16 protein-coding genes are annotated in these 12762 nt (G+C 39.6%); 14 read left to right on the top strand and 2 right to left on the bottom strand.

Annotation, left to right across the window (positions count from 1 at the left end; translation table 11 throughout):
* The first annotated feature begins 61 nt into the window (after positions 1–61).
* The 5 genes from JG735_RS09310 to JG735_RS09290 are packed head-to-tail and all read left to right on the top strand — an operon-like array spanning position 62 to position 2684.
* Complete coding sequence (locus JG735_RS09310; RefSeq protein ID WP_201335745.1) at positions 62–409, top strand: hypothetical protein; 348 nt, start codon at positions 62–64, stop codon at positions 407–409.
* Between the two features lie 14 nt (positions 410–423).
* A complete protein-coding gene (locus JG735_RS09305; RefSeq protein WP_201334795.1) occupies positions 424–1671 on the top strand; it encodes a hypothetical protein in 1248 nt (415 codons plus the stop codon).
* On the top strand, positions 1664–1972 hold the full coding sequence (locus JG735_RS09300) for a metal-sulfur cluster assembly factor (protein WP_012083179.1): 309 nt from the start codon (positions 1664–1666) through the stop codon (positions 1970–1972). The genes JG735_RS09305 and JG735_RS09300 overlap by 8 nt, the downstream gene beginning before the upstream one ends.
* Complete coding sequence (locus tag JG735_RS09295) at positions 1969–2196, top strand: hypothetical protein (RefSeq protein WP_201334794.1); 228 nt, start codon at positions 1969–1971, stop codon at positions 2194–2196. The genes JG735_RS09300 and JG735_RS09295 overlap by 4 nt, the downstream gene beginning before the upstream one ends.
* Entirely contained in the window at positions 2187–2684 is a 498-nt protein-coding gene (locus JG735_RS09290) for a DUF1858 domain-containing protein (RefSeq protein ID WP_201334793.1), read from the top strand. Before JG735_RS09295 ends, JG735_RS09290 begins: the two co-directional genes overlap by 10 nt.
* On the opposite strand, the gene JG735_RS09285 is transcribed toward JG735_RS09290, so the two are convergent.
* Positions 2681–3283, bottom strand: coding sequence for an FmdE family protein (locus tag JG735_RS09285; RefSeq protein WP_201334792.1), 603 nt, complete (start codon positions 3281–3283; stop codon positions 2681–2683). The two genes, JG735_RS09290 and JG735_RS09285, sit on opposite strands and share 4 nt — an antisense overlap.
* Positions 3284–3482: 199 nt before the next feature.
* Between JG735_RS09285 and napA the strand changes: the two genes are divergently transcribed.
* From napA to JG735_RS09240, 9 genes are all read left to right on the top strand, one after another.
* A complete protein-coding gene (gene napA, locus JG735_RS09280) occupies positions 3483–6293 on the top strand; it encodes a nitrate reductase catalytic subunit NapA (RefSeq protein WP_201334791.1) in 2811 nt (936 codons plus the stop codon).
* Positions 6294–6311: 18 nt separating this feature from the next.
* Positions 6312–7103 (top strand): ferredoxin-type protein NapG, encoded by a 792-nt coding sequence (gene napG / locus JG735_RS09275; RefSeq protein ID WP_201334790.1) that lies wholly within the window; start codon positions 6312–6314, stop codon positions 7101–7103.
* Complete coding sequence (napH, locus tag JG735_RS09270) at positions 7096–7914, top strand: quinol dehydrogenase ferredoxin subunit NapH (RefSeq protein WP_201334789.1); 819 nt, start codon at positions 7096–7098, stop codon at positions 7912–7914. The genes napG and napH overlap by 8 nt, the downstream gene beginning before the upstream one ends.
* 1 nt (position 7915) lies before the next feature.
* On the top strand, positions 7916–8497 hold the full coding sequence (locus JG735_RS09265; protein WP_201334788.1) for a nitrate reductase cytochrome c-type subunit: 582 nt from the start codon (positions 7916–7918) through the stop codon (positions 8495–8497).
* Positions 8497–8964 (top strand): 4Fe-4S dicluster domain-containing protein, encoded by a 468-nt coding sequence (locus tag JG735_RS09260; protein ID WP_201334787.1) that lies wholly within the window; start codon positions 8497–8499, stop codon positions 8962–8964. The genes JG735_RS09265 and JG735_RS09260 overlap by 1 nt, the downstream gene beginning before the upstream one ends.
* Before the next feature lies 1 nt (position 8965).
* A complete protein-coding gene (locus tag JG735_RS09255; protein ID WP_201334786.1) occupies positions 8966–9916 on the top strand; it encodes a WD40 repeat domain-containing protein in 951 nt (316 codons plus the stop codon).
* Positions 9913–10260: a chaperone NapD gene (locus JG735_RS09250; RefSeq protein WP_201334785.1), complete on the top strand. Its 348-nt coding sequence runs from the start codon at positions 9913–9915 to the stop codon at positions 10258–10260. The genes JG735_RS09255 and JG735_RS09250 overlap by 4 nt, the downstream gene beginning before the upstream one ends.
* A gap of 9 nt (positions 10261–10269) precedes the next feature.
* Complete coding sequence (locus JG735_RS09245; protein ID WP_201334784.1) at positions 10270–10797, top strand: PAS domain-containing protein; 528 nt, start codon at positions 10270–10272, stop codon at positions 10795–10797.
* An 89-nt stretch (positions 10798–10886) separates the two neighbouring features.
* Complete coding sequence (locus tag JG735_RS09240) at positions 10887–12122, top strand: hypothetical protein (protein ID WP_201334783.1); 1236 nt, start codon at positions 10887–10889, stop codon at positions 12120–12122.
* A 71-nt stretch (positions 12123–12193) separates the two neighbouring features.
* Here JG735_RS09240 and JG735_RS09235 read toward each other — a convergent pair whose 3' ends face one another.
* Positions 12194–12742 (bottom strand): porin family protein, encoded by a 549-nt coding sequence (locus JG735_RS09235; RefSeq protein WP_201334782.1) that lies wholly within the window; start codon positions 12740–12742, stop codon positions 12194–12196.
* Positions 12743–12762 lie beyond the last annotated feature (20 nt).

The following is a 12762-nucleotide window of genomic DNA, read 5'->3' as shown; positions in this document are numbered from 1 at the left end:
ATGACACACCATTGACACACTGATACAATTCCCCCATATACTTAACAAAGGGGGGGATGTGATGCAACTGATTCCAGAAAATGCCCAAAAAGTAAATGTGGAAGGGGCTACTGTCGATTTTTATAAATTTGAAAAAGATGGTGTAACCTATTATGCCTTTGATACTTCAAGATGTGGACCGCCAGAGCCGATGGTCAATGCAATGGCTGGTTTAAAACTGATTACTTCGCCAAATGTAAAACTTATCATGATCAACCATAAAATGCCAATGGGTTTGCTCAATAAAATAGAAGAAAATTATGATATCGAAAAAGAAGATCTTCCTGATGGACGAGTCAAGCTTGTTTTTAGTTATAAACCAGGAAAGAGCGAAGAAGCGAATTTGAACGATAGTAGCTGTCACGGCTAAAAAGGAGGGGGAGGGTGTTCAATATTTCAAAAGAGTTTGCTCCGCCATTTAAATTGATTGCTCCATTTTTTATATCCGGAGTGCTTTTTTATCTTATTGCTACCGGTGCGCTTCTTTTCTATCCGGCATCCTTTGACTTTTTGGATCTTTCAATTGCCGGATGGGTGCATCTTTTTTTACTTGGATATGTGATGATGGTGATTTTCGGAGCCATGGCACAGTTGGTTCCTGTAGTCTTGGAGACAGGACATTTTAGTGTAGACTGGTTCTATGTGATATTTCCTTTACTGCTTTTGGGGACAATTCTCCTGGTTTTAGGTTTTTGGTTTGATCCTATTTTGATCAGTTTTGGCGGGATTTTGGTACTCGCATCGATGATCATATTTGCTATCGATGTTTTTCTCACTATCAGAAAAACTCAACTCGAAAGTGTTACAGTAAAAGCAGTAAAGCTTTCCAATATCTTTTTACTCGTAGGAATTTTGAGCGGTTTTTTGATGGCATTGACTCTTAGCGGTTTTTGGAGTGTCAATATAGAAAATGTCATAAAAGCTCATGTATTTGCTGTACTTGGTGGATACGTGATGATAACCATTTATGGAATTTCCTTGGTGCTCCTTCCAATGTTTGGTCTTGCCCACGGTTTTGATGAACGACCGGTACATATTGCTCTTACATTGATGGTATGGAGTGTTGCATTTGTATTGATTGGTGCATTTTTGGGATGGACCGTTTTTCGTGTAGTAGGCTACGTTCTTGCTTTCATTTCCGTTGGAGCCTATCTGTATCAGATACTTCTTATTTACAAAGTCAGAATTCGTAAAGAGAGGGATATCTGGTCCAAATCGATGTTTGCAGGGTATGGATTTTTTCTTTATGGTGTTGTGTTGGCTTTTATTTATCTGCTGAGCGGTGGATCGTTATCAAATATTTTGCATACGGCAGTATGGTCCCTCTTTGTCTTTTTTGCTTTTTTGATTAATGGACATCTATATAAAATTATCCCTTTTTTGGTCTGGTTCCATAGATTCAGTGCTTTGGTAGGGAAACAGAAAGTTCCAATGTTGCATGAGATGATTCCAAAAAAACAGGCGGAGTATCAGTTTTGGTTTTCGTTGGCTGGATCCGTTTTTGTTGCATTGGGACTGTTGTTTGAAAATGACATATTGTTGAAGTCGGGAGCCAGTTTTCTGTTTGCAGGGGCTCTCTTTTTGGTAGTAAGTACGCGATGGATGTTGCAATATAGGAGTGAAAATGGCTAAAGTGACGAAAGAACAGGTATATGATGCGATACGAACAGTCATTGATCCAGAAGTTGGTTTCAACCTTGTGGACCTTGGACTTATTTATGATGTGGATATCGATGAAGAGAACAATGTCCATGTAAAAATGACCCTTTCTACAAGAGGATGCCCTCTGCATCAGATGATGCAGCAGTGGGTAAAAGAGGCAGTTGAGAAAATTCCAGGTGTCAAGGATGTGACGGTTGAGATTGTTTGGGATCCACCTTGGAATATCTCTATGGCCAGTGATGTAGTGAAAAAAGCGTTGGGTGCCCAGTGAAAGAGCTCAAAGCTTTTTTCCGACATCTGTATGGGGCAGGCATACTCTTTTTTTACTATCTCAAATGGCCTATTGTCATAGGTCTTCCCATACTCTATTTTTATCTGCATTATCCGCGGAACTGGATCTTGGATATTTTGTGGATCTATTCATTTGTATTGATTATCAAAGATTTTGTCGTGATGTATATACGATATAGGCGAGGAGAGAAGATATGGAGATAACGCTTGATACAAAAATTGCCGATCTTTTAAAGGAGTATCCCTTTTTGGAAGAAGAACTTATCAAAATCAATCCAAAATTTAAAAAGCTGAAAAATCCAATACTTCGAAGAACGGTGGCAAAAATTGCTTCGGTCAAACAGGCTGCTGTAGTCGGTGGCATGGATCCGGTGGATCTTGTCAATCAACTTCGATCTTTGGTGGGTCAGGAACCTTTAGCTGTTGAGGTTCAACGGCAGTCTCAAGAGATTCGGCCTGATTGGAGTTTCGAAACACCATCGATAACCTTGGATGCCGATAAGTTGCTGGATGAAGGGAAAAATCCATTGGCAGAAGTGACAAAGGAGCTGAAGTCTCTACCCAAAGGTTCGGTTCTTGTGCTTACATCAGACTTTAAGCCAGAGCCGCTCATCGATACCCTTAAAGAGAAAGGATATAAAGTTTTTTGTGATGAGTCGACCGATCAAGTGAAGACTTATATCAGCAGTTAATGGACTTGTACGAGTTGACTCCATAACTCCTTACTTAAGAGAATTTTAGCAACCCTTTCTTGCCATAATGTTTGAAATCGTTTTCTCTCTTCTATGCCGCCCCTGCCCATCAAAACTACCTTCATAAGCTCTTTCATTTGGGGATGTGGTGGGATTATAGAAGGGTCATATGAAAGATCAATATGCTCTTTGGTATCTATCCTTTTAAGGCGTACTTGTGCACTAAATCCTTTACCAAAAAAGAGTTTGTTGCTTCGATCGAACTTTGGTCCGATCCCTTTGAAGCCTGATTCATCATTGACACCGCAAATATAGGCAATTGTATTGCCAATGACACCATTAACGCCTTCATCTTTTGCGCCACTAACATGGACTTCTATCTCTCCACGTCTTGGCAAAGTGTCAGGAAAGAGCTTTTGAAGACCGATTTTTGCCATCAGATAGCATCCTGCTACCGTTGGACAAGAGTGTCCTGCGAAAAGGGCGATATCTTTATATTGGATATCTACGACTCCATTTTCAAATGCACCTAAGAAGTCTGCTAATGGGTCATATAACGTGATTGGTTCTACTTGATCAAAAAACTTTGGATATTCCATTTCATTCCTTTGATAAATTTTTTTTATCTTACAAAAATTTCGATTTAAAAAAATTGACCAAAATCAAAATAAGACAAATTTTATCTTAATTTTTTTTATTAATTTTGATTTATATCAATATTCACTTAAGGTTATCGAGGTACAATAGTTATGTTGTGAAATTAATCTTTGCTTATTAGCAAGATAAGAGGAGGCATACATGGCACTGAGTAGAAGGGATTTTCTCAAGAGTAGCGCGGCTGCGGCAGCTGCGAGTGCAGTGGGACTGAGTGTTCCAAAAGAAGTTGAAGCAGCTTCAAATGAAGCGCAAAAGGGATGGCGCTGGGATAAAGCGGTATGCCGTTTCTGTGGTACTGGATGTGGGATTATGATTGCAACGAAAGATGATCGTATCGTTGCAGTAAAAGGGGATCCGCTTGCACCGGTAAATAGAGGACTTAACTGTATTAAAGGGTATTTTACTGCCAAAATCATGTATGGTGCAGATAGACTGAAAACGCCACTCCTTCGAATGAATGACAAAGGTGAATTTGATAAACATGGTAAATTTAGACCAGTTAGCTGGAAACGAGCTTTTGATGAGATGGAGAAACAGTTTAAAAAGGCTTATAACGAACTAGGCCCAACAGGTGTTGCTTTCTTTGGATCCGGTCAGTATACTGTTATGGAAGGATATGCAGCTGCAAAATTGATGAAAGCAGGCTTTAGAAGTAACAACATCGATCCAAACGCAAGACACTGTATGGCAAGTGCAGTTGCGGGATTTATTCAGACATTCGGTATCGATGAGCCTGCTGGATGTTATGATGACATAGAACTTACTGATACCATCGTGCTTTGGGGATCGAATATGGCAGAGATGCACCCGATTTTGTGGGCACGATGTACCGATAGAAAACTCTCCGATCCAAATAAAGTGAAAGTTGTCGTACTTTCAACCTATACACACAGAAGCTGTGACTTGGCAGATGATGTAATCATCTTTAAGCCAAATACAGACTTGGCTATCTGGAACTATATCGCAAGAAGTATCGTTTATGATCATCCAGATGCAATCGACTGGAACTTTGTAAAAGAGTACTGCGTATTTGCTACAGGATATCCAGATATCGGTTATGGAATGCGAAATCCAAAACATGCTGAAGAGCTTGGATACAGCAAAAAAGAGATGGAGACAGTTTGGCATCAAGACCATAAAAAACTTTCAGAAGATGAAAAAAGAGCTCTTGCACCGTTTGGATATGGCAATGCTGATGTTATGAAAATGAAGCATGTCAAAGCTGCCGGAAAGCATTGGGCGATCAGTTTTGAGGAGTTTAAAAAATCACTTGAACCATATACCCTTGATTACGTTGCAAAAGTTGCCAAGGGTGATCCAGATGAAAGTTTAGAGAGCTTCAAAGCGAAACTCCAAAGACTTAAAGACCTTTATGTAGAAAAAGGTAGAAAAGTTGTAAGTTTCTGGACAATGGGTATGAACCAGCATACCAGAGGAACTTGGGATAATGAATTGAGCTATGTTGTACACTTTTTGCTTGGTAAACAAGCGTTGCCTGGAAGCGGAGCATTTTCTCTTACAGGTCAACCAAGTGCATGTGGTACTGCACGTGAGGTTGGTACATTTGCACACAGACTCCCAGCCGACATGGTCGTATTCAATCCAAAACATAGAGCTATTGCAGAAAAGATTTGGAAACTTCCAAAAGGAACAATCAATCCAAAAGTTGGGAGCCATATCGTAAAAATAATGCGAGATCTTGAAGATGGCAAAATAAAATTTGCTTGGGTGCATGTATGTAACCCATGGCAAGATACAGCAAATGCGAACCACTGGATCAAAGCTGCACGCAATATGGACAACTTTATTGTAGTGAGCGACGGGTATCCAGGTATCAGTGCAAAAGTTGCAGATTTGATCTTGCCAAGTGCGATGATCTATGAGAAATGGGGTGCATATGGTAACGCAGAGCGCCGAACTCAACACTGGAGACAGCAAGTAACACCAGTTGGTGATGCGATGCCAGATGTTTGGCAATACACTGAATTCGCAAAACGATTTAAACTCAAAGAGGTATGGAAAGAGTGGAAACTTCCTGATGGCACAGTGCTTCCAAATGTTCTTGATGAAGCGAAAAAAATGGGATATAGTCCAGATGACACACTCTTTGATGTCCTTTTTGCAAATGATTACTACAGAAGCTTCAAATGGCCTGATCCAATTGCTAATGGTCATGGAAATACCACAGCTGAAGGTGATAAACGAAATGTCATCGGTGCCGATGGTAAGCCATGGAAAGGGTATGGATTCTTCCTTGAGAAAGCACTTTGGGAAGAGTATAGAAAATTTGGTGAAGGACGAGGTCACGACTACGCGCCATTTGATGTATACCATAAAGTTCGAGGGCTTCGATGGCCTGTTGTCAACGGTAAAGATACACCATGGCGATTCAATGTCAACTACGATCCATATGCAAAACGAGAAAAAGAGCTTGGTCATGTAAAAGGTGAATTTGCATTCTATGGACATGCACTCAAAGTGATTCCACAAGGATCGCTCACAGGACCTGATAAAAATAAACCAAAAATTCATTTGCCAAACAAAGCAAAAATCTTTGCTAGACCTTACATGGAGCCACCTGAAGTACCTGATAATGAATATGATACATGGCTCTGTACAGGACGTGTGCTTGAACATTGGCATAGTGGTACGATGACTATGAGGGTGCCAGAGCTTTACCGAGCCGTCCCAGAAGCGCTTTGTTACATGCATCCAGAAGATGCGAAAAAACGAGGTGTTAAACGAGGTGATTTGGTTGTTATTGAAAGCCGAAGAGGTAAATGTAAAGCAAGGGTTGAAACACGCGGTCGTAACCGACCACCTCGAGGACTAGTGTTTGTACCTTGGTTTGATGAGCGGGTATATATCAACCTTGTAACATTGGATGCAACCTGTCCAATTTCCAAACAGACTGACTACAAAAAATGTGCGGTGAAAATCTATAAAGCGTGATAGCAAAGGGGAGGGGATATGGATAAAAACCGACGTGCCTTTTTGGTCTCATTAGCACAAAATGTGGCCATCGCTGCAACGGGAGGATTTCTTTGGAGCGCATATGTAGAAGAGGCAAAAGCAGCTCCTCTGATTCTCAGACCTCCCGGTGCAAGAAAAGAGCAAGATTTTATGAGTCTTTGTATCAAGTGCGGGCTTTGTGTAGAAGCTTGTCCGTATGATACATTGATGCTGGCAAAGCCAGGAGACAATAAACCTCTTGGAACGCCATACTATATTCCGAGGAATATCCCTTGCTATATGTGTGATGATATTCCTTGTGTGCCACCTTGTCCGACAGGTGCTTTGGATATAAAAAGCGTAACAAAAGAGCAAGATGGCAAACAGGTCTTTGACATTACGATGATGCGTATGGGTGTTGCCATTGTCGATATAAAAGATTGTATCGCCTACTGGGGAATCCAGTGTGACGCATGTTATAGAGCGTGTCCTTTGCTGGATAAAGCAATCTATATGGAAATGCGTCGCAATGAGAGGACGGGAAAACATGCAAAGCTTTTACCGGTAGTCGATCCAGATTACTGCACAGGATGTGGACTGTGTGAGCATGCATGTGTAACAGAAATTGCGGCTATAAAAGTATTACCACGCGATGTAGCGCTTGGAAAGGTAGGAAACCATTATGTCAAAGGATGGGAAAAGAGCGATGAAGCGAGACTCAAAGGAAGCAGCGGTATTCGAACAACTGTAACACCAAGAAGTGAAAAAAGTGCTGTTGAGTCACTAAATGAAGGATTGAACCTTGAGTAAGATATGGAACAAATACCGCTTTTTGATATTGAGACGCTTCACGCAGATTGCGCTTTTGGTGCTTTATATTGGAGGAAATTATTGGGGTTGGAAGATTTTGCAGGGAAATCTCAGTTCCTCCAAACTGTTTGATACCATCCCTTTGGCAGATCCATATGCGGTTTTACAGATCTTTTCTACTGGTGCAATTGTCGCGATGGATGCACTGATTGGTGCAGTGATTATAGCCGTTTTTTACGCATTGCTGGGAGGGCGAGCTTTTTGCAGTTATGTGTGTCCCGTCAATATGGTAACCGATTTGGCCAACTATTTGAGGCGAAAATGGAATCTTGACAAATTTGAAAAGAAATGGTGGGCAAGTAGAAATATTCGGTACTGGGTTATGGGACTTAGCTTTATCCTTTCCTTTATTCTTGGTACCGCAGTATTTGAGCTTGTCAGCCCTATATCTATGACTCATCGAGGTATCATTTTTGGCATGGGTTTTGGATGGGCAGCGATTGTAACTATATTTTTGTTTGATCTGTTCATCTTGAAAAATGGCTGGTGCGGGCATATCTGTCCTTTGGGAGGTTTCTATTCTCTCATAGGAAGATACAATCTGTTTCGGGTAAAGCATATTCAGCCAAACTGTACACTTTGTATGAAGTGTAAAGAGGTGTGTCCGGAAAAAGAGGTACTTTATATGATAGGGAAAAAGAGCCAGATGGTTGATATGGGGGAATGTACCCTATGTGGTCGATGTGTGGAAGTGTGTGATGATGATGCACTCCACTTTGGAATACGCGATTTTGTGAAAAAAGGAGAGTGAGATGAAATTGAAAAAACTGGTGGGACTATCTGCTACAGTAGCTATCTTTTTAGCAGCTGGATGTGGAGCGGCTTCACAAAAAGTGGTAAGTGAGCATGAATTGAGTTATGGTAGTAGAGGAGTGCCTCCTAAGGTTGAATACAGCAAAGCGGCACCAGGAACAGCAAAGAAATTTCAAAGAAGTTATGAGAACGCACCGCCATTGATTCCACACAGTATTGATGGTTTGGTTCCGATTACGCTCAATAACAATGCGTGTCTTGGATGTCACATGCCAAGTGTTGCAAAAAGTATGGGTGCAACACCATTACCGCCAACACATTTCAAAGATTTCTTCTTTAAAACAAAAGAGAAGTTGATCAAGCAAAAACTCTATGAAGATGTAAAGGCGTATAAACGAAGACTATCGCTTATGGCGAAAAAAGAGGATATTGCACCACAGCGATACAACTGTGTTCAGTGCCATGTTCCGCAAGCAAATGCAAAACCGCTTGTTGCTAATACATTTAAACCGGATTTTCGAGATCCAAATGCGAAACACAGGTCAAAACTGTATAAAAACTTGATGGAAGGCGTCAAATAGTGAAAAGAAGAGAGCTTTTTACTGCTCTATTGGGAAAAAAGAGGGAGCAAAAGGAGCAAAAGCTCCTGTACCCTCCCTATTATAAAGATGTGACCGATTTTGAAAAATGCAAAGAGTGTGGGGCAAAACCTTGTGTTGAAGCATGTGAAGAGAACATTATAGTGATATTCAACAATAAGCCCACTTTGGATTTTTCAGAGTCGGGATGTACATTTTGTGATGCATGTGCCGATGTTTGTGAGAGCGGTGTCTTGGATAGTGAATATAAAAGTACCATCGAGCCACCAAAAATCAATCCTTTGGGATGTTTGGCATGGCAAAAGACAATTTGCAGTATGTGTAAAGACATTTGTGAAGTAAATGCCATCGATTTTATAGCTCTTTTTAATCCTGAAATCAATGAAAAATGTATAGGTTGCGGATTTTGTATTGCAGTATGTCCAACAAAAGCAATGGAGTGGGAGTAAAATGAGATTATTGTTTATTTTTTTAGTGAGTGTCATTACACTGATTGGATCGGATATTCAGCCAATAAAAGGTATCGATATTCAAGCTTCGGTCCTTGATATGGTGATAGATAATTCAAAAATCTACGTTGCAACGGATGCGAGTAAAGTTATTATTTTAGATACGGATCTGAAAATATTGCAAGAATTTAAGGTACGAAAAATCAAAGATTTTATGGGAACTCTCAATGATGCAGATATTTACAGTATTGATGTTTTAAATGGCAATATCCTTTTTCTGGCTCAGGCAGAGGAAGGGTATGCGGAACTGTTTTTGGTGCGGAACGGGAAAGTTGTAAAAGTTCTTGATAAATCATTGAAACTATATGCAAAAGCAGCAAAGTTTGTAGATATGGATCATGCCATTTTGACTTTGATGAGCGATGAGGTAGTGCTTTATGATATAAAAAAACATACTATAGTAAAAAGAGCAAAAGCTGGAGAGTACTTTTATTCTTCCATGGCAATCGATAAACAAAGAGCAAATATTGCTATTGGAGATGAAGGTGGCGAGGTTATTGTTGTTGATGCGAAAACTCTTCAAAGAAAAAAACTGATTAAAGATATTAATAAAGATAAAATTCTCTCTATCGATATTAATGATGGAGTAATAGCAGCGGGAAGTAGAGCAGATAAGACTTTGGCAATATACTATTGGAAAGAGAATCGCCATAAAAAGATACAAAATCCAGACTTTTTCATCTATGTTGTCGGTTTAAGTCCAAAGAATAGATATGTTGTATATGGTGATAATGAAAAATATCATTTGAAAGTATTGGATATTGATCAAATGCGAGTTGTATACCAACTTGTAGGACATAAAAATATAGTGAACGTTGTACGATTCGCTGATGAAAAAACAATTTTTACAGGTAGTGAAACCGGAGAAATCAAAAAATGGAGGTTACCATGAATGTAAGTAGTTGTGTTGTCAGATGTAATCCTAAGGATGTAGAAAATGTTAAAAAACGTATAGAAGAAAGCGGTGTTTGCGATATCCATATTGTGGATGAAAAGGGTTATATCATTGTGACTATCGAAGGTGATGGAATTGAAGAAGAGATTAAGAAACTCAAAACCTTGCAGTTTTTAGAAGGGGTTTTGAGTGCGGAAATGGTTTTTTCTTACAGTGAAGAGGAGTTGGATGCTTTGCGTGATGATCTTGAGATACAAGAGCCTGTACCGGAGATTTTGGAAAAGGATGTACCTGCTGAACAGATCGTATATCATGGCGATTTGAAGAAAAAATATATCTAAAGGTTCAAGATGGATATTACGTGGGATATGTTTATCGAAACGGAGGTACCAAAAGATGAGCTTATCATTTCTAGAACGGATTTAAAAGGGGTTATCACCTACGCAAATGAAACTTTTGCCAAGATAAGTGGCTACACGCCCGAAGAGCTCATCGGAAAACCTCATAATATCCTTAGACATCCAGATATGCCAAAATCTGTATTCCAAGAGCTTTGGCAAACGATACGACAAGAGAAAATATGGAAAGGTTATGTAAAAAATTTACGCAAAGACAAAGGTTTTTACTGGGTGTATGCCGAGGTGAGTGGAGTGTATAAAAATGGTAAATTGGTTGAGTATAAGTCTATGCGAAGCTGGGTTCCAAAAGAAAAACGGATAGAAATGCAAAAGAGATATGATCAGATGCGCTTGGATGCAGGTGAACATGTTCGCTGCGTAAGCTATATCGATAGTGCGACCTATAAAAAATTGTTGGAAAAAGCACAAGAGTTGGGAGAGACTCCAGAAACGCTCATTAAAAATTTGATTTATGCTTGAAAAAATTGATTAAAATCAATTATTTTAAGTATAAATTTAAAATATAATAGGTATCATAAAAAATGATTTACCTCACAAAAGGAGTAAAAATGAAAAAGATTGGATTAAGTATAACTGCTGCAGTATTGTTGGCAGCTGGAATGAGCAGCGCAGCAAGTGCAAGCGCATTGGAAAATATTGTTTCCAATCCAAAGGTCTCTTTGGAAGTGCGACCACGATATGAATATGTGGATCAGGATGGCTTTACTGATGAGGCGAATGCGGTAACGGTTCGAACCGCTCTTGGGCTCAATGCTCAGCTTTTTGGAGTGGATGGTCTTGGAGCACAGTTTCAAGTGATGAATGTGACAGCTTTGGATGATGATTATGCTCCAGAAAACGATTCTGGTAACTATCCAGTGGTTGCCGACCCTGAGCAAACAAGGGTGACACAGGCAAATATCAGCTATTCTGCAAATGGCTTTACTGCGATTGTTGGCCGAAAAATGGTGACTTTGGACAATCACCGATTTATCGGTAATGTTGGCTGGAGACAGATGCCACAAACATATGATTTGGCAGCTGTAATCTATAATGGTATCGAAAACTTGAACCTGCTTGGTGCATATGTTTGGAATGTCAACAGAATCTTCAATAAAAATGGTGATGGTCCAGGAAATAAACATATGAAAACAGGTAGTATTTTACTACATGCATCTTATAAAGTTATGCCAGAATTGACAATTACCGCCTATGACTATATGATTGAAAATCTTATGGATCATATAGGTTTGAGATTGACAGGCAATGTAGATTTCAATGGCGTAAAAGTGAATTATACAGCTGAGTATGCGGTACAAAAAGATCCAAGTTTAGATGATGATGACGACTGGCCATATACAAAATTAAATCAAGATGATCCTACATATTACAATCTTAATGTAACTGCATCATATAATGGATTCATTGGTGGTTTGGGATATGAAGTATTAGGTGATGCGGGAACAGGTGATATGGCCTTCAATACCCCTCTTGCAACTTTACATGCAATGAACGGTTGGGCAGATAAGTTTCTTTCTACTCCTGCTGATGGTTTAGAAGACTTTTCTGTAAAATTGGGATACAATGCAGGAGAGTATGGAAAAATCATAGGTATTTATCATGATTTCAATTCTGATAGAGGAAGCACTGATTATGGTACGGAAGTTGATATAGCATATACCTATAAAATTAATAAGAACATAGGATTGTTACTTAAATATGCTGACTATAATGCTGATCAATATGCAACAGACACAACAAAATATTGGGTACAGCTCGATTACAAATTTAGCGCTGGACTCTAATTTCTCTCCCCTTCGGGGGAAAGAAGCGAAGAGGAGATCAATTTTGCCAGTTTCATTCCCTCCTTCGCTTCTTACAAATCAAAGTTATACATTACACCAAGTGTAATCATATCCCCTTTTGGTCCTTTAATTGTTGATTTTTCATATTCTCCGACTACCTTCCATGTCGAATCTATCGCATATTCGAAACCTGCCGCATAGACCAGTCCAGTATCGTGACTGCTTTCAGTGTCCGTTTTTTCATATTCATACTCATAGCCTACTTTAAATAGGATACCTAAAGACTCGGTTGCTTCGTATGTATAGGCAAAATCAAGAGAGGAGGTCCAGTATTTGATATTTTCACGTACAGATTCTGTCTCTTCGAAAACAGTTACATTTGTCTTTTCATAACTTCCATCAATCTCCACTGCAAAACCGTGACCGAGTCGATAACCCAAGTCTATACCTATTCCGTTACCATGATCACCCTTTTCGTTTCCGTGGTGATCACCATAGTTATGAATACCTTTGATTACGACATAGTACGGTTTTGCAGGTTCATGTACAGGCTCTTGTTTATGTGCGAATGCCGTCATTCCAAGCAATAAACCACTGACAAAGATCGATGCTATTTTCATGATACTCCTTTTGTGTAGAT

This window comes from Nitratiruptor sp. YY08-10, from assembly GCF_016629565.1.
Lineage (GTDB): Bacteria > Campylobacterota > Campylobacteria > Campylobacterales > Nitratiruptoraceae > Nitratiruptor.
This window is presented reverse-complemented; position numbering and strand designations above follow the sequence as displayed.